Annotated in this window: 12 protein-coding genes; 11 read left to right on the top strand and 1 reads right to left on the bottom strand. The window is 59.6% G+C overall.

Annotated features, from left to right (window positions below; all coding sequences use genetic code 11):
* Positions 1 to 7: 7 nt before the first annotated feature.
* Complete coding sequence (mutY, locus tag ACSYTG_RS00640) at positions 8 to 1,075, bottom strand: A/G-specific adenine glycosylase (protein WP_095350124.1); 1,068 nt, start codon at positions 1,073 to 1,075, stop codon at positions 8 to 10.
* Between the two features lie 10 nt (positions 1,076 to 1,085).
* On the opposite strand from mutY, the gene ACSYTG_RS00635 reads away from it, so the two are divergent.
* From ACSYTG_RS00635 to aspT, 11 genes are all read left to right on the top strand, one after another.
* A complete protein-coding gene (locus ACSYTG_RS00635) occupies positions 1,086 to 1,637 on the top strand; it encodes a DUF721 domain-containing protein (RefSeq protein ID WP_489784140.1) in 552 nt (183 codons plus the stop codon).
* Positions 1,638 to 1,802: 165 nt separating this feature from the next.
* Positions 1,803 to 2,027 carry a hypothetical protein gene (locus ACSYTG_RS00630; protein ID WP_086647109.1) on the top strand — a complete coding sequence of 75 codons (225 nt, stop codon included), beginning with the start codon at positions 1,803 to 1,805 and terminating at the stop codon, positions 2,025 to 2,027.
* 71 nt (positions 2,028 to 2,098) lie between these two features.
* A complete protein-coding gene (locus ACSYTG_RS00625; protein WP_415421257.1) occupies positions 2,099 to 3,196 on the top strand; it encodes a transglycosylase SLT domain-containing protein in 1,098 nt (365 codons plus the stop codon).
* Between the two features lie 141 nt (positions 3,197 to 3,337).
* Positions 3,338 to 5,353 (top strand): AfsR/SARP family transcriptional regulator, encoded by a 2,016-nt coding sequence (locus tag ACSYTG_RS00620; RefSeq protein WP_489784141.1) that lies wholly within the window; start codon positions 3,338 to 3,340, stop codon positions 5,351 to 5,353.
* Positions 5,354 to 5,531: 178 nt separating this feature from the next.
* Positions 5,532 to 6,068 (top strand): DUF3576 domain-containing protein, encoded by a 537-nt coding sequence (locus tag ACSYTG_RS00615; protein ID WP_086647111.1) that lies wholly within the window; start codon positions 5,532 to 5,534, stop codon positions 6,066 to 6,068.
* 71 nt (positions 6,069 to 6,139) lie between these two features.
* Complete coding sequence (gene leuS / locus ACSYTG_RS00610; protein ID WP_489784142.1) at positions 6,140 to 8,758, top strand: leucine--tRNA ligase; 2,619 nt, start codon at positions 6,140 to 6,142, stop codon at positions 8,756 to 8,758.
* Positions 8,758 to 9,453, top strand: coding sequence for a hypothetical protein (locus tag ACSYTG_RS00605; RefSeq protein WP_086647093.1), 696 nt, complete (start codon positions 8,758 to 8,760; stop codon positions 9,451 to 9,453). The genes leuS and ACSYTG_RS00605 overlap by 1 nt, the downstream gene beginning before the upstream one ends.
* 18 nt (positions 9,454 to 9,471) lie before the next feature.
* A complete protein-coding gene (gene holA, locus ACSYTG_RS00600; RefSeq protein WP_086647094.1) occupies positions 9,472 to 10,485 on the top strand; it encodes a DNA polymerase III subunit delta in 1,014 nt (337 codons plus the stop codon).
* Positions 10,486 to 11,254: 769 nt separating this feature from the next.
* Positions 11,255 to 12,241, top strand: coding sequence for a hypothetical protein (locus ACSYTG_RS00595; RefSeq protein ID WP_489784143.1), 987 nt, complete (start codon positions 11,255 to 11,257; stop codon positions 12,239 to 12,241).
* 74 nt (positions 12,242 to 12,315) lie between these two features.
* Entirely contained in the window at positions 12,316 to 15,045 is a 2,730-nt protein-coding gene (locus ACSYTG_RS00590) for an aminotransferase class I/II-fold pyridoxal phosphate-dependent enzyme (protein WP_086647096.1), read from the top strand.
* A gap of 95 nt (positions 15,046 to 15,140) precedes the next feature.
* Positions 15,141 to 16,829 carry an aspartate-alanine antiporter gene (gene aspT, locus ACSYTG_RS00585; RefSeq protein ID WP_489784144.1) on the top strand — a complete coding sequence of 563 codons (1,689 nt, stop codon included), beginning with the start codon at positions 15,141 to 15,143 and terminating at the stop codon, positions 16,827 to 16,829.
* Positions 16,830 to 16,983: the final 154 nt, after the last annotated feature.

The following is a 16,983-nucleotide window of genomic DNA, read 5'->3' as shown; positions in this document are numbered from 1 at the left end:
CGTCTTTTCATGCACGATGCAGGAAGTTGTACCCTGTTGACATACATTTTTGCATAATTGATGGCAGCGATGCGGTTTTGGTCTGTGCCGCAGGCAACAAAAACCCTTCCCCCACATCCTGATTGGAAAAGCGCTCCACCTGCGCGGCATACACAACCACGTTCAGCGTAAAATGCGTAAACACGTGTTTGACCGCGCCTGCATTGCTCCACTGCGCGGCAACGGGGGCATGGGCCAGTGCCTCGGCCTCAGTCCATGGTGTTGCGCGCCATTCGGTGCCGGGCAGTTCGGTCATGGCGGCCAGCAGGCCTGTCTCGGGCCGTTTGCGGAGCAGCACGTTTCCGGCCCGGTCCATGACCATAAAATGCACACCATACCGCACGGGGCGTTCGGCCTTGGGGGCCTTGCGCGGCAAGGTGGCGGCCGTACCCTGTGCATACCCTTCGCACACACCCTGCCACGGGCATAACCCGCACGCAGGCTGGCGGGGGGAACACAAAGAAGACCCCAGATCAAACAAAGCCTGCGCAAAATCGGACGGCCGGGCACGGGCAGGGGCATCCGTATTCAGCCCGCTGGCCAGTTGCGCCAGCGTTTTACGGGCAGCCGGCAGCGGGTCCTGCACATTGTACAGGCGCGCCGTAACACGCTCCACATTGCCATCCACCGGCACAACCGGCACGCCAAAGGCTATGGCCGCCACGGCGGCAGCCGTGTAGGCCCCAATGCCGGGCAGGGCGCGCAAACCCTCTACCGTGCGGGGGAAGCTCCCAAGGGCTGCAACGGCCTGTGCGCAGGCATGCAGGTTGCGCGCGCGGGAGTAGTAACCAAGCCCGGCCCAGGCGGCCAGCACATCATCCCTTGGGGCACTGGCCAGCGCCTGAACTGTTGGAAATCTTTCCACAAATCTGAGATAATATGGCCCGACAGCCTTGACCGTTGTCTGCTGAAGCATGATCTCGCTCAACCAGACACGATACGGGTCTGGTGCTTCCCCCTCCGTGCACCGCCATGGCAGGGTGCGGCGGTGTCGGTCGTACCAGTGCAGCAGGGCGTGGGCGGGTGGCGTAATCACGGAGGCTGTTATGGCGAAGGAACTTCATTCGGGCAAGGCGGGCGCCCCCGCAGGGCAGGCCAGCACCCCCCGCAAGCCCGCCGCACGCACGCGCGCAAAGGAAGAGGCACCACCACAGCCCCCCCGCCGTGTGATGAAGGCCCGCACCCTGGGCGCCCTGCTCCCCAATGTAACAGCGCCCGCCTTCCGCCGCCGCTCCCCCACAGGGGCCATGCTGTTTGCCCGCTGGGCCGATGTTGTTGGCCCGGCCCATGCGGCTGTTACCTCCCCGCGCAAACTGAGCGCCGCTACGCTGACCGTGGCCTGCACCGGCCCCGCCGCCATGGAACTGCAACATCAGGGCGACATGCTTGTGGCGCGGATCAACACATGGTGCGGGGAGCCACTGGTTGCCCGGCTGCGCTTTGTGCAGGACCCCACGGCAGGCACACGCCGCAGGCTGCCCCCCCGCAGGGGAGCCACCCCCACCTGCACCCTGCCCGACATGGGTGATGAGTCGCTGCGCATGGCGCTGGAGCGGCTGGGCACGGAAATTTTACAAAGCCCGATAAAAAAAACCTAACAAATATAACGGGTTATTTCTTTTATTGTCATGGTTTTATGACAAAACCGCTTAGCGCTTGAAATTGACACATTGTGGGTGTTCTAAGGCCCCGCACCCGATGCGCAGTGGCGCACCTGTGCAACAGTCAAGAGCAGAGCAGCCTAACTAACAGGATTTATGATTATGTTGCGTAAACCCGGCACCACGCCAGGGATTACTACCCCAGCCGCCCTGAAAACACTGCGGCAGCATGGGCCAGAAACCCTGTCTGACCTCCAGTTTCTGGAAAACTGGACAACCCGGCCGTGTTACACCGCAGCCAGCGTGCTGCGTGCAGGCCAGATCCGCCGCACAAACCCGGCACTTATGAACGACATTACCGCAGGCATGCGCCAGCACGGCAAATAGCATCCGGCAGGGCGTACCCCGGCCAGCATGACCATTTGCATCTGCCCGCCTGAACGGGCACCATGCGTGCCATGCTGCCACGTGTTTTTACCTGTGCGGACCAGCGCATCTGGCGCAGGGCCTTCTCCCTTATCGCTCTAGGCGGGCTGGCTGTGCTGTCCGCCTGCGCGGGGCCGGGTAAAACATCGTATAATGCGCCGGGGTCGGCCCTTAATCCGTGGGGGCCTTATATTCACGAAGCCTCGGACCGGTTTTCCGTTCCCCAGTCCTGGATCCGCGCTGTGATGCAGCAGGAATCGGGCGGGCACCAATACATGAACGGGCACCTCACCCGTTCCGTGCATGGTGCGGTCGGGCTTATGCAGATCAAGCCAGATACATACGCCCAGCTTGCGCAGCGTTACCGCCTTGGCTCCGACCCCTATAACCCGCACGACAATATTATGGCCGGGACCGGCTATATTCGCGAATTATACGACCGCTTTGGCTCCCCCGACTTTTTGGGCGCGTACAATTGCGGGCCACAATGCATGGAAAACCACCGCTCACGCGGGGCTCCCCTGCCCGGTTACGCCCGCACCTACATGGCGGCCATTACCCCCCACCTGAACGACCCCGTGCCCCCCAGCACCCTGCCTGTGCAAACCGAGCCTAATCTGGCACCGCAGCAGATTGCCCCCGTGCAGGTGGTCCAGAACACCGCCCAGCCCTATGGCCCGGCCAGCGCACCACCGCTGGAGGATGAGACACTCCCCCCACCCTCCGCCGGAGCGGACAGCCCTGCCCAGCAGGATGACAGCACCACCATGCAGCTTGCAGGCGACTCCACCCCGCAGCCCGCAGGCTACCAGCCCGCCGCTTACCGGAGCGTGAGTTCCACCCCTCTGGCCGGTCCGGGTATTGTCTGGCGTTCTGCGGGAAGTGGGGGCAATGCCATTATCCAGATCGGGGCTTTTTCCACCCCGGCACGGGCCATGCATGCCATTGCACTGGCACGGCAATCCTCCCCCGCACTCAGCCATGCCCTTAACCGGGTGGAAAAGGTAACGCCCACAGGCCGGGCACCGGTATGGCGCACCCGGCTGGCGGGGCTTCCTTCCGGGCAGACAGACACCATATGTTCTGCCCTGCGCCAGCAGGGGCTTTCATGTATTGCCATAACGCCCTAGAATATTACACCACTGTTAAATTTACTGTTTGCTAAAACCTTCTTTTTACAGGGAAATACAAAAGCATTTTTTTCTGACCGGCAGGAATAACTTTAATGTTCGTGATCGGTGTCTTACTGGTAATTAACGGACCTTCTGCCCATGCACGCATCCCCCGACACCACAGGCGCACCACCAGACAACCCTTTGCTCCATATTTTTCTGCTCGGGCATATGCGCGTCCTGTCCAGTACGGGGCTTTCCCTTTTACCTACGGGCACCAAAACCAAGGCGCTGCTGGCCATTCTGGCACTTTCCAACCGGCGGCCCGTGGCCCGCACCCGGCTAGCCGAGCTGTTATGGAGCAAGCGCGCCCCCGAGCAGGCGCGCGCCTCCCTACGGCAGGAAATCCACCGGCTGATGGATGTCCTCCACCCCCTTGGACCGGAAGTGCTGGACGTTCAGCGCCACACACTGGCCATACGCCCCAACCTGACCGACATTGATACCGAGCGCGTATTCCGCGCCACACCACAGACGGTCATGGACCTGCCCGACCCCCTGCCCCCGCTGCTGGAAGACCTGAGCGCGGTTGACCCCGGCTTTGCCACATGGCTGGAGGAAGAACGCAACCGCCTGCTCGACTACAAGACCGCACAGCTCGAAGCCCTGCTGGCCAGCACAACCGAGCCTGCCACGGTTATGGCCGCAACCCGCAGGCTGCTCCGCCTGAACCCGCTGAACGAAGGCGCATGGCGCGCACATATTCAGGCCGCCATGTACAGCAAGGAGGAAGGTACCGCCCTGCTGGGGGCCGAAAACTGCCTGCGCACATTCCGCCACACCATTGCCACCACACCGGGGCAGGAAACCATGCGCCTGATTGCAAAGGTGCGTGCCACACACCAGCAGAACACGCAGGGGGCCCAAAGCACGCTCCCTCCGCTGCCCCATGCCTCTTCCGCCCTCTCCCGCTCCCCTGTGGCGGATGACCCGCTGCGCATGCTCAGGGCCACGGTGTTTCTGGCCTGCCCCACAGCCGGCAGCACGCCAGAAAGCGTGGCTCTGGCCGAGCGGTTCCGTGATGAGCTGGGGCTGGATATTGCCATGCACGGCGTGCTGGACATAAGCGTGCAGACCGAGTGCTTTGCCGCAACGCCCTTCCAGTCGCTCCCCAGCCGCGGGCAGTGGGATTTTCTGGTCGGGATTACCATAACCGGGGTATGCGAGGGCAAAAGCACCTGCCTGTTACAGGCGTTTGACACCCGACTGAACGACACAATCGTATGGGGCCACAGGATAAGCCTGACCCTCACAACCCTACGCGCCCTGTCCAACCGGTTTGCCTCGGTGCTTATTCTCAGCCTGTTCAAGGCGGAAGCGCGCAGGCTGGCCAGCGTACCCGTGGCGGCCCTTTCCCCCTTCGGGATGGGCCTGCGTGCCTTAACCTTAAGCATGCGCGCCGACCCACGCCTGTATGACACGATAGAACGGCTGATGGCGGAAGCGGAACAACGCGCGCCTGAAAACCAGTTTCTGTTTTTTGTGCATGCGCACTACCTGCTCATCCGCATGTATGATGAATGGCACATGCCCGTGGCTGACTACATTCAGCCCATGGTCACCATGCTCAAGCAGAACTTCACCCTGTTCCCCAGCAACATTGCCACCCGCTACCTGCTGACCGCTGGCCTGTTTTACGCCAACCAGCCGGAAGAGGCGCGCTTTCTGCTGGCCCAGATGCACGCAGCCCTGCCCACCGATTCCCCCGCAAGCATGCTGGCCCTGCCCGATGGGCTGGACGCCCTGTGCCGGGGGGACGCCGCAACCGCGGCCCGCATTTACACGTCATTTTTTGGCATGGCCCCCAGTGTGCCGCTTTTTAGCGCCCCTGATCAGGAATTTATTCTGTCGTGCTTTTTAGCCGACCAGTACGAGGAAACCCTGCTCCACGCCCGCGGCATTCTGGCCACCTCGCCCGACCGTTCGGCCATTCTGGTCCCCGCCCTTGCGGCGGCCAACATGCTGGGGCACCAGTCTTTAGCGCAGGATTACCGCCAGCGGCTGCACCGTTTGCACACCCCGCTCTGCGCTTCGGCCATAGAGGGGCACTACGCTTATCTGCCCGCGCACCTGCGCCAGAAACTCTGCCACGCACTGCACCTGACCCTGCCCTGAGCACGCGCCCCACCACCACCACCAGAGCAGACAGGCCACGCAGACGCTTGGCGGAAAAGAGTTGAAAGGATATGAAGACGGACAGGACCACCTGTGCCGCCAGCCAGACCTGACTTCTTTTTTATCCGGCGGACCGGGAAAGACGGATACCCACGTGCCAAGGAGCCACATCAACGCCATGCTTCGCCGTCTCATGCCCAGCCATGCCGCTGCCAGCCGCCCCCATCCCATGCTGCTCCTTAAATGGATGAGCGCCGCAACAGCCGTTGCGGGGATCTGCCTGTTAAGCGGCTGCTCCAGCTCCGACCGGACCCGGACCGGCCTTGCCGCCCCGCATAACCACCTGCTGGCCGAAGATCGCGGGGCCTCTGGCGGGGAAGCCAGCCTTAAAGGCGGCGTAAATGCCTATCTGTGGCGCGCAGCACTGGACACACTCTCCTTCATGCCCGTGGCTACGGCCGATGCGGAAGGCGGGATTATCCTGACAGACTGGTACACGCCCCCCGCCACGCATGACGAACGGTTCAAGATTACCGCTTTTGTGCTGGACCGCCGCCTGCGCTCCGATGCGCTGCGCCTGAGCGTGTTCCGCCAGCTCAAGCAGGACGGAACATGGGTGGATACTCCCCCCGCCCCCAATACCGCGTCCGACATTGCCACGCGCATTCTCTCCCGCGCGCGCAAACTCCGCGCCGATAACGGCAATCAGGACTGACCCACCCGGCTCTGGCCACGGTGTTCGTCCTTATTTTTTCCTTATAGCCTGCAAGCGTAGATTCTCATTCCATGTCCCAGCCTTCCAGCCCATCCCCCTCCTATGACTTCAACGCAGTCGAGCCAAAATGGCAGAAGGCGTGGGAAAAAGCCGATATTTTTACCGTTCCGGATGTCCCTCCGGCGGACAAGCCCAAATATTATGTGCTGGAAATGTTCCCCTACCCATCGGGGCAGCTCCACATGGGGCATGTACGCAACTACGCACTGGGTGATGTGATTGCCCGCTACAAGCGCGCCCGTGGCTTTGCCGTGCTGCACCCCATGGGGTGGGATGCCTTTGGCCTGCCAGCCGAAAACGCAGCCCGCGAACGCGGCGTGCACCCGCAGGAATGGACGCTCAACAACATTGCCGCCATGCGCGCCACCCTGCAACGGCTCGGCTTCTCCCTCAACTGGGACCGTGAAATTGCAACCTGCCTGCCCGACTACTACGGCAAGCAGCAGAAGCTGTTCCTCGACTTTATGCAGGCCGGGCTGGTTGAACGGCGCGAAAGCTGGGTCAACTGGGACCCGGTGGACCAGACCGTTCTGGCCAACGAACAAGTGGTGGATGGCAAGGGCTGGCGCTCTGGCGCACCGATTGAAAAGAAAAAACTCTCCCAGTGGTTCCTGCGCATTACCGACTTTGCCCAGGACCTGCTGGACGGGCTGAAAACGCTCGACCGCTGGCCCGAGCGCGTGCGTACCATGCAGGAACGCTGGATTGGCCGCTCCGAAGGGGCCAAGCTCACCTTCTCGCTGCATGAACCCCCCACGGGGCTGGATACCAACCTGAACGCGGTGGAAGTGTTTACCACCCGCCCGGATACGCTGTTTGGCATGTCCTTTCTGGCCATTGCCCCGGACCACCCGCTGGCCCAGTGGGTTGCCGAGCGCAACCCGCAGGCTGCGGAGTTTGTGGCTGAATGCCGCCGCCTTGGCACCTCGGTCGAAGCGGTGGAAACAGCCGAAAAACGCGGGTTTGACACGGGCCTGCGCGTGAACCACCCGTTCATGGACAAGAGCTTTCCCATCTGGATCGCCAATTTTGTGCTGATGGACTACGGCACGGGTGCGCTGTTCGGCTGCCCGTCGGGGGACCAGCGCGACCTGGACTTTGCCCACAAATACAACCTGCCCGTGACCCCCGTGGTGCTGCCAGAAGGCAAGGATCAGGCAGACTTTGCCATTACCGAACACGCCTTTACCGGCGATGGCACCATGATCAACTCCGGTTTTCTGGACGGGCAGAGCACCGAACAGGCCCGCAAATCCGCCATTACACGTTTGCAGGATCTTGGCGTGGGCCAGGGTGTTGTCAACTGGCGGCTGCGCGACTGGGGCATTTCGCGCCAGCGGTATTGGGGCTGCCCCATACCGGTTATTCATTGCGACACCTGCGGCGCGGTGCCGGTGCCCGACGAGCAGCTCCCCGTCAAACTGCCCGAGGATGTCACCTTTGACAAACCGGGCAACCCGCTGGACCACCACCCCACGTGGAAGCACACCACCTGCCCATGCTGTGGCAAACCCGCCACGCGTGAGACCGATACGTTTGACACGTTCGTGGACAGTTCGTGGTATTTTGCCCGCTTTACGGCCCCCCATGCCGCAGCCCCCACCGTGCGGGACGCCGCCGATGGCTGGCTGGCCGTGGACCAGTATATTGGCGGGATTGAACACGCCATTCTGCACCTGCTTTACGCACGCTTCTTTACCCGCGCCATGCACCGCACCGGCAACCTGAACGTGGACGAGCCGTTTGCAGGCCTGTTTACCCAGGGCATGGTCAGCCACGAAAGCTACAAGGACAGCGCAGGCCACTGGCTCTACCCCGAGGAAGTGGAACGCACGCCCGAAGGTGTAGTCAAACGCGGCACCACCGACCCCGTGACCGTGGGCCGGGTGGAAAAAATGTCCAAGTCCAAGCGCAACACGGTTGCCCCCGTGGCTATTATCGAGCGCTTTGGGGCCGATACCGCACGCTGGTTTGTCCTGTCCGACAGCCCACCCGAGCGTGACATGGAATGGACCGAGGCCGGTGTGGCCGGGGCTGCGCGCTTTGCCCAGCGCCTGTTCCGCACGGTTTGTGGCGTTGCCGCCAGCGTGCCCGCCACCACCACCTGCCCCGCTGATATTGACCGCAAGGCCGATACGCTGCGCCGCACCACGCACCGCACGCTTGCCGCCGTGACCGAAGCGCTGGAAAGCTTTGCCATTAACGTGGCCGTTGCGCGTATTCATGAACTGACCTCCGCTCTGGCGGATGCGGAAAAAGCGGCCAGCGTTGCGGGCATGGACTTTGCCCGGCGCGAGGCAGCGCATAGTCTGTGCCTGCTCTGCGCCCCGATGATGCCGCATCTGGCCGAAGAAATGTTTGCAAGCCTTGAGCCCACCGCAGGGCTTGCGGCAACGCAGGCATGGCCTGCCCCCCAGCCTGACCTGCTGGCGGCAACACAGGTCACCATAGCAGTGCAGATTCTGGGCAAGCTGCGCGGCACTGTAGAAGCGCTCCCCGATGAGGACCCCGCCGCCGTGCTGGCACGGGCAGAAGCCGAACCCAACGTGGCGCGGCTGCTGGAGGGCAAGCGCATTGTCAAACGCGTGCATGTGCCCAACCGCATTGTTAACTTTGTAACGGCAGGCTGATGACCCGGACCCGCTCCCTTTTTTCTCTCTGCAAGGCCACACTGGCCGCCACAGCCCTTATGGCGGCGCCGCTGCTGCTAAGTGGCTGCGGCTTCAAGCCTTTATACGGGGAGGAAAAAGGCGCGGTTGATGTTACAGCCGAGCTTAAAGATATTTACGTTGCCAATATTCCGCAGCGCTTTGGCCAGCAGATCCGTCTGGCGCTGCAATCCCAGATGGCGGGTGATGGACCAGAAGACCCGCGCAAATACAAGCTGGTGGTCCAGCCCACCATTAGTGGTGAAGCCATTGACATTCATGGCGACAACACCACCGGGCGGACCCGTATGCTCGCCACCGCGCACTGGCAGTTGCTCACCATTGAGCAGACCCCACAGCTGATCACGCAGGGATACGCCCAGACGCTGGATGGGTACACCAACACCTACGAACAGTATTTTGCCCAGACCCTGAACATGGAAAGCACGATGGGCCGCATCGCGCAGGCATTGGGCGAGCAGATTACCCAGCAGGTGGCCACCTGGTTCAAAACCCACGCCACCCCGGCGGATGTGCCCGATAACCAGCCCAAAGCACTCTACCCGTCCCCCAACCTTATTCCCGATTCCGATCAGGGCACCCCCATGGAGCAGGAAGGCCCGGACGCCATTCCCAACATGGCCACGGGGCGTGCCCCCATTGATACCAACTTCTAGCCACCGGGCGGGCTGGTCATGAAAATAGACGCCCGCGGCACTGCCCGTGTTCTCAACGACCCCGGAGCGTGGCGCGTGATCCTGCTCCATGGAGAAGATACGGGGCTGATCCGCGAACGGGCCTTACAGGCCACGCACCGGCTGGCCGGCACGCTGGACGACCCGTTCCGCATTGCCCTGCTGGACCGCGAAACCCACAACAGGCTGGAAGAGGAAGCCACGGCTCTCTCCCTTATGGGCGGCCGCCGGGTTGTGCGTGTGCGGGATGCCTCGGACGCGCTGCTCAAACCCGTAGAGCATGTTCTGGCCCAGAACACGGACACACTGGTGATACTGGAAGCTCCGGGCCTTGCCTCCCGCTCCAAGCTGCGCCAGCTCATGGAAAAACTGCCCGTATGCGCCAGCATTGGCTGCTACCCCGAAGAAGGGCGTAATCTGGAATCCTCCATTACCCAGATGCTGGGCGCCCACCATGTACAAATTGATAGCGATGCCCTGCACTGGCTGGCAGGCCGCTTGGGGGCGGACCGTGCGGCAGCCCGCAGCGAGGTGGAAAAACTGGCCCTTTACGCGGGGGACACCGGCACTCTGGCGCTGGAGGACGTGCGCGCCTGCATTGGCGATGCCGGGAGTGTCTCGGTTGAAGATGCAGCCTTTGCCGCAACAGAGGGCAACCGGACAGAAACCGATACCGCGCTCGAGCGTGCACTGGCCGAAGGTACTGCCCCCATTGCCATTATCCGCGCTTTTATGGGCCACATGCACCGCCTGCGCAGGGTACGGGCCGCCATGGCGGCGGGGCAGAGCCGGAGTGACGCGCTTAAAACCCTGCGTCCTCCCGTGTTTTTCAAGCGTACGGCCAGTTTTAGCCGTGCGCTGGAGTTCTGGTCCTTACCAGCGTTAAGCAAAGAGCTGGCAGAGCTACAGGCACTGGAGCTGGCCTGCAAGCAGACCGGGGCCCCCGACCTGCTGCTCTGCCGCCGCCACATTGCAACATTGGCAGCCCGCGCAGCGCTGTACAGCCGCCGCTAGCGCCTGCTTTTCCCCTTGTCCGCTCAGGGGGCATTCAGTATACAAAAGCGGTGTGTCCGCGTAGCTCAGTAGGATAGAGCACAGGATTCCTATTTAATTGGGCACCATAACTGGAAACATTATGGTGAATCCGCTCAAAGTCGGGGAACGCTACGGCCTGCAAGGGCCTTGCCAATCCCGAGCCAAGCCGTTCCACAGGAACGGAAGGTGTAGAGACTGGACGGGCGGTGCCTAAAGGCCTGTTGTTTACAGGTCTATGGTAAAGGGACAGTCCAGCCCACAAACGCTTCGGCAACGCAGCGGCAGTGAAAGCTGTAGTGGGATGAATCCTGGGGCCGTGGGTTCGAATCCCGCCGCGGACACCAACACACACTCCCCCTTTCCCGGTCAGCCTGCATACCTCTGTGCGTTATGCCTTGATCAACGCACATGCCCTGCCGCATGGCAGGGGGCATACTGCAACCACCCGCAAAGTAATGTTTGGTATTAAATAACAAGTTATGAAATACTAAACGAAATACATTTGAAAATATCGTCACAAAAAAGTTATTCTTCCATTCCTCCTTGCCGGGTAAAAGAAATAATGCTCTAAAAAAGTCCATTATATCTTAGTCATAGAATGTTTGAGACCATCCAGCATTCTGAAAGGTGACACATGAAACGTGTAGCTGAAAGAATATTGTGTTGCTCTCTTATTTTATTCACAAGTGGCTGTTATAGTATTGGAAGCTATAAGCTCGGAAAAGATCAGGACCAGTATGCAAGTTCCATGATCGAAGCCAGTAAACGGCAGACACTCTCCAACCTTGTGCGCCTGCGTTATGCAGATACACCCGGATTTTTGGACACAACACAGCTTATTTCAGGCTACCAGTTGCAGCGCAGTGGTTTTCTTGGTGTTGCATCAGACACTTTTCCCATTCGTCCCAACGGGGGCATAGCCGCACAGTTGCAGGAAAGCCCGACCTTTACCTTTCAGCCCGTAACGGGTGATGCCTACGCCCATAATTTTTTACGCCCGCTGCCCCCCGCCAGCCTTTTGCCGCTGGCCATGGGCGGGTTGCCTATAGATGTCCTGTTGCGGCTGTCCGTGCAGTCCATTGATCTTTTCAGTAATAACCGTCCATTTTCACGCAATGCGGGGGACATTAATGCCGAGGTTGATGACCATAGTGCAGATTTTTTCAGCCTTCTGCATGACCTGCGTCTTTTACAGGCAGCGGGCCTGCTGAACATTCAGCTCCAGCAGGCATCTGGCACAAATGGTAAAGAAATTGAAAACAGCCGTGTTTTCATGAGTATTTCATCAACAACAGACCCAAACCTTGCGGCCATTGCGGAAAAAACCAAAAAACAGCTTAACTTTTCGCCAAAATCTGAGCGGATGGAAGTTGTATATGGTGTCGGTGCCCCCAGTCCGGGGCAGATCAAAATGCTGACCAGAAGCATGCTGAGTATTCTTGGCCAGATTGCCTACCAGATTCAAATCCCTGATGATGAGGTTTCCTCCGGTAATACCCGCAAATCTGTTGATGTGGCGGGCAATAATGGGGCCAAACCCCTGATGAATGTACATTCGGGACACAAGCAGCCTGATAACGCGTTTGTATCCATTCTGTACGACCATTATTATTACTGGATTGATCGTGGGGATTTTGAAAGCAAACTGGCGTTTACAATTACCCAGATGCTTCTGGAACTGTCCAAAACAACCCTGAACCCCGGAGCCGTGGTGACCATTCCTGTCAACAAATGACAGGACACCCTGCCCTATCATCCACAAAATAAATCCATTTTTCTTCAGTTTTTTACAAAACAGGAAAAATCTGCATGACCTCCAGCACTCCTTGCGATCAGCCTGTGCGTTCGCTTATCAGCACCACACTGGCAACTCCTGCCCTGCGCGCGGACCGGTGGCTTCTGGTCCTTGATCTGGCCCGCAAATGGTCCACGACCAATGCGGCAGATATTAAAAAAAGTCTTTCCAGTTCATTGGAAAAACTGGATGAAGTTGAACGGTTTTTTGCCTATCCGGGCGCACAGCTACTTGAGCGGCTGAAAAGCTGCCTGAGTGATGACGACAACAAGGCCTTCCTGCGCCTTGCCCAGCGTATTTCCACCACCATTGTCTCGCGCAAATACCACCGCGATGCCTCTGCGTGGAACATGGATGACCATGATGATGAACCCCTTAACCGCCTGCCGCAGGCCATAACGCACCTGAAAAGCACGCCCTATTTTGAGGTCCTGAGCGTGGTGCCCCATGCCCGCTCGCGCTGGCCGCTTATTCAGGAAGAAGCGCGTGGTGTGCGCCGTGCGGAAGACGACTTTATTTACCAGCCGGTTATTGTGGGCAACGCACAGGACGCCCTGACAGGGATCCTGCTGAACCCCGATATTGGGGCCGTAGTCCTTTACGAAGGGTTTACCGCGCAAAGCCTGACCGAAAACCCGCTTCTGGCGGCTTTTCAGAGTGTGATCGACTTCTCGACCATTGGGGACGACGAAACACTGGTGTTGCAGCTTGCGCAGGCCATTAAAAAAATCCGTCCGGAAATGGACATCTACCTGCTGAGCGACAGAAATATCGAAACACTGGCAGGCAAGCCCGAGAGCCGGTTTTTCAACCGTATTTTCTACCAGATGGAAGAACCACTGGAACTGCACCTGTCCATTCTGGAAGGCATACGCAACCGGTATAAAACGCCGTTTTTTGACAACCTCAAACGCTATGCCCAGCGCCCCATTGCCACGTTCCATGCCCTGCCCATAGCCCGCGGCAAGTCGGTCTTTACGTCCAACTGGATCAGTGACATGGGCGAGTTTTACGGCCCCAACCTGTTTTTGGCCGAAAGCTCCGCCACCACCGGCGGGCTGGACAGCCTGCTGGAACCGACAGGCAATATCAAGGATGCGCAGGCCATGGCGGCGCAGGCCTTTGGGGCCGACCACGCCTTTTTTGTAACCAACGGCACGTCCACCAGCAACAAGATGGTGCTTCAGGCCCTGCTGGCACCGGGCGACATTGTTATTCTGGACCGCAACTGCCACAAATCCCACCATTACGGGTGCGTGCTGGCAGGCGCACAGCCTTATTATGTGGAAGCCTTCCCGCTGGTGGAATACTCCATGTATGGGGGTGTGCCGCTGCGCACGATCAAGCAGGCCCTGCTGGCCCTTAAAGCGCATGGTGATCTGGCCCGTGTAAAAATGGTGGACCTGACCAACTGCACGTTTGACGGCCATGTGTACGACACCCGCCGGGTTATGGAAGAATGCCTTGCCATTAAACCGGACCTGATCTTTTTGTGGGACGAGGCCTGGTTTGGCTTTGCCCACTGGTCACCCCTGCTGCGCCAGCGCACGGCCATGGGCGCCGCTGCGGCCCTGACCGAATCCCTTACCCGGCCAGAGGCCCAGCAGGCATGGGACAAGCAGGCCAGCACACTGGGCAACGCCCCTGATGATGAAACCCTGCTGAACACACGCCTTGTGCCCGACCCGCGTGCGGTGCGGCTGCGGGTGTACCAGACCAACTCGGTGCATAAATCCATGTCCGCGTTGCGGCAGGGCTCCATTGTGCTGGTCAAGGATGTGGACTTCGAACATGTGGAGTCCCAGTTCCATGAGGCCGTGTTTACGCACGCCTCCACCAGCCCCAACCTCCAGATTATCGCATCACTGGATGTTGCGCGCCGCCAGATGCAGCTTGAAGGTTACGGGCTGGTCAGCAACGCCTTGCAGATCGCGCTGGAAATTCGCAAACAGGTCAACAGCCACAAGCTGATTTCCAAATACTTCCGGGTGCTCAACAGTGCGGAAATGATCCCCGGAGCGTTCCGCCAGTCCGGGCTGACGGATTACAATGACCCCAGCATAAGCTGGGACAAAGCTCTGCAGTCCATCAAGACCGATGAGTTCCTGCTTGACCCCACACGCATGACCCTGTCCTGCGGGGCGGCGGGCTTTGACGGCACGACATTCAAGAACATTCTGGCCGACAAGTTCAACATCCAGCTCAACAAAACGTCACGCAACAGCGTTCTGCTTCAGTCCAACATCAACAACACCCGCTCCGACATTGCCCTGCTGATCCGGGTTCTGGTGGACATTGCCACCGATATTGACAAGAAAATTGCCGATAACGACGAAGGGTATCAGAAAACGTTTGAAAACAGGGTGCACGCACTGGTGGATGACCTGCCCGAGCTGCCCAACTTCAGCCATTTTGATGACCGCTACCGCGACCAGCCCAAAGCCCCCACCCTGCACGGGGACATCCGCCGCGCGTTCTATGATGCGTATAATGAAGCCGAGTGCGAATACATACCGCTCGACAGCCCAGAAATTGCCAAACGCCTGCAATCTGGTCCGGCTCTTGTTTCCGCCAACTTTGTTATTCCCTACCCTCCGGGTTTTCCCATCATGGTACCGGGGCAGGTTATTACGCAGGGCATTGTGGATTTCATGCGCAAGCTGGATGTGAAGGAAATCCACGGCTTTAACAAAGCTCTGGGCCTCAAGCTGCTCAAGCGTGTTCCCGGCAAAAACAAAGGCTGATCCCCCCTAACCTGCCCGCTCCCGCACCTTGCGTGCGGGAGCATGGTTTTTGCACAGGCTCTGCAAGGCGCACTTGCGGGTAAAGGAGCTTACACATGACAGTGCACTGGATTGCAGAGACGCTACGCGCCTCTCCGGAGCTGGCAATCTTTCTGACACTGGCGATCGGCTTCTGGGTCGGGTCGCTCAAGTTCGGCAGTTTCAGCCTTGGGGCCGTTACGGGCACGCTGCTGGCCGGGGTGCTGGTCGGGCAGTTGGGCATTGCCATTTCACCTCAGGTTAAATCCGTCTTTTTTATCATGTTCCTGTTTGCCGTAGGCTTTGGCGTTGGCCCGCAATTTGTGCGCGGCATTGCCAATGACGGTTTGCCACAGGCTATTTTTGCCATCATCATTTCCGCCCTGTGTCTGGTGTGTGTGTATGTGGCGGCTATTGTCTCGGGCTATGGGCCGGGTATGGCGGAAGGGCTTTTGGCCGGTTCGCAAACCATTTCCGCCTCCATTGGTCTGGCGACCGATGCCATAAACCGCAGCGGGCTCCCTACAGAGCAGATTCAGGCCGAACTGAACGCCATACCCGTTGCCTACGCGGTCACCTACCTGTTTGGCACGGTGGGCACGGGCTGGATGCTGGCATTTCTGGGGCCCAAGCTCCTGCGCATCAATCTGGCGCAGGAGTGTGAGCGCTATGAGCGCGAGATGAACATCCGCCCCATAAACGAGAATGCCGATACCGCATGGCACAACTATATTATTCGTGCTTACAGGCTAAAAACCACCGGCCTGATTGCCGGCAAAACCGTAGCGGAAGCAGAACAAGCCCAGGATACGCGCATTTTTCTTGAAAACCTGCGCCGGGACGGAAGGATTATTCCCTTCACGCCCACAACCCTGCTGCGTGAGGGCGATATTGTTGCCGTATCCGGCCCACATGATGCACTGGTTTACTGGTCCAACCATGCCGAAGAAGTGGCTGACCAGGAACTGATTGAAATACCGGTGGAAACGGTGGATGTGGTGGTTACCAGCAAGCAGCTTGGCGGCCAGCGCCTTGTTGACCTGTCCACCGCCCCGTATGCGCGTGGCATTTACATTAACGCCATCCGCCGTGGCTCCATGAATGTGGAAATACCCGTTCTCTCCCAGACGGCCATCAACCGTGGGGATATTATCAACATTACCGGCAGCCGCAGGCACGTGGCCGACGTAATCGCGAATGTGGGTTATGCCGACCGCCCGACCAATGCCACCAGCATGGTGCTGGTAGGGGGCGGTATTTTTGTAGGGGGGCTTCTGGGCTCGCTTGTGCTGCCTGTGGGCGGCGTGCCCATTACCCTGTCCTCCTCCGGTGGGGCGCTGATCGCGGGGCTGGTGCTGGGCTGGCTGCGTGGTGTTACCCCCAAACTGGGGAGCGTGCCTTCGGCCTCCGTATGGTTCATGAACACGGTGGGCCTGAACATCTTTATTGCGGTTGTAGGCATTTCTGCCGGTCCAACCTTTATCAAGGGGTTGCAGGAGGCCGGGGTTAGCGTGTTTTTCTGGGGTGTGTTTGCCAGCGCCATGCCCATGCTGCTTGCCCCGCTTATTGGCAAATACATCTTCCGCTTTGACCCCGCGATCAATCTGGGGTGCTGTGGGGGCGCGCGCACCAGCACCGCCTCGGTTGCAATGGTGGCCGACGTGGCCAAAAGCAACGTGCCCATGCTGGGCTACACAGTGCCTTACGCGGTCAGCAACACCTTGCTGACCATGTGGGGGCTGGTCATAGTACTCCTGCTTGCCTGAGCATATTACCCCCATACCGCGCCGCACATAATACGGCGCGGCACAGGCGGGCACGCCTTGTGCACGCCAATCTTTTTGTGTCTGGCTGGTCCATATTGGCCCCCATACGGGCAGAACACTCCCCTTACCGGCCAGACACCTCCCCCCGATAAAA

The sequence above is a fragment of the Acetobacter sp. ESL1128 genome (assembly GCF_058505085.1).
This window is presented reverse-complemented; position numbering and strand designations above follow the sequence as displayed.

What these genes read in the sequence shown, in the direction of transcription:
- ACSYTG_RS00635 (WP_489784140.1), top strand. Translation starts at nt 1,086, where the DNA reads ATGGCGAAGGAACTTCATTCGGGCAAGGCGGGCGCCCCCGCAGGGCAG.
- ACSYTG_RS00630 (WP_086647109.1), top strand. Translation starts at nt 1,803, where the DNA reads ATGTTGCGTAAACCCGGCACCACGCCAGGGATTACTACCCCAGCCGCC.
- ACSYTG_RS00625 (WP_415421257.1), top strand. Translation starts at nt 2,099, where the DNA reads ATGCTGCCACGTGTTTTTACCTGTGCGGACCAGCGCATCTGGCGCAGG.
- ACSYTG_RS00620 (WP_489784141.1), top strand. Translation starts at nt 3,338, where the DNA reads ATGCACGCATCCCCCGACACCACAGGCGCACCACCAGACAACCCTTTG.
- ACSYTG_RS00615 (WP_086647111.1), top strand. Translation starts at nt 5,532, where the DNA reads ATGCTTCGCCGTCTCATGCCCAGCCATGCCGCTGCCAGCCGCCCCCAT.
- leuS (WP_489784142.1), top strand. Translation starts at nt 6,140, where the DNA reads ATGTCCCAGCCTTCCAGCCCATCCCCCTCCTATGACTTCAACGCAGTC.
- ACSYTG_RS00605 (WP_086647093.1), top strand. Translation starts at nt 8,758, where the DNA reads ATGACCCGGACCCGCTCCCTTTTTTCTCTCTGCAAGGCCACACTGGCC.
- holA (WP_086647094.1), top strand. Translation starts at nt 9,472, where the DNA reads ATGAAAATAGACGCCCGCGGCACTGCCCGTGTTCTCAACGACCCCGGA.
- ACSYTG_RS00595 (WP_489784143.1), top strand. Translation starts at nt 11,255, where the DNA reads ATGATCGAAGCCAGTAAACGGCAGACACTCTCCAACCTTGTGCGCCTG.
- ACSYTG_RS00590 (WP_086647096.1), top strand. Translation starts at nt 12,316, where the DNA reads ATGACCTCCAGCACTCCTTGCGATCAGCCTGTGCGTTCGCTTATCAGC.
- aspT (WP_489784144.1), top strand. Translation starts at nt 15,141, where the DNA reads ATGACAGTGCACTGGATTGCAGAGACGCTACGCGCCTCTCCGGAGCTG.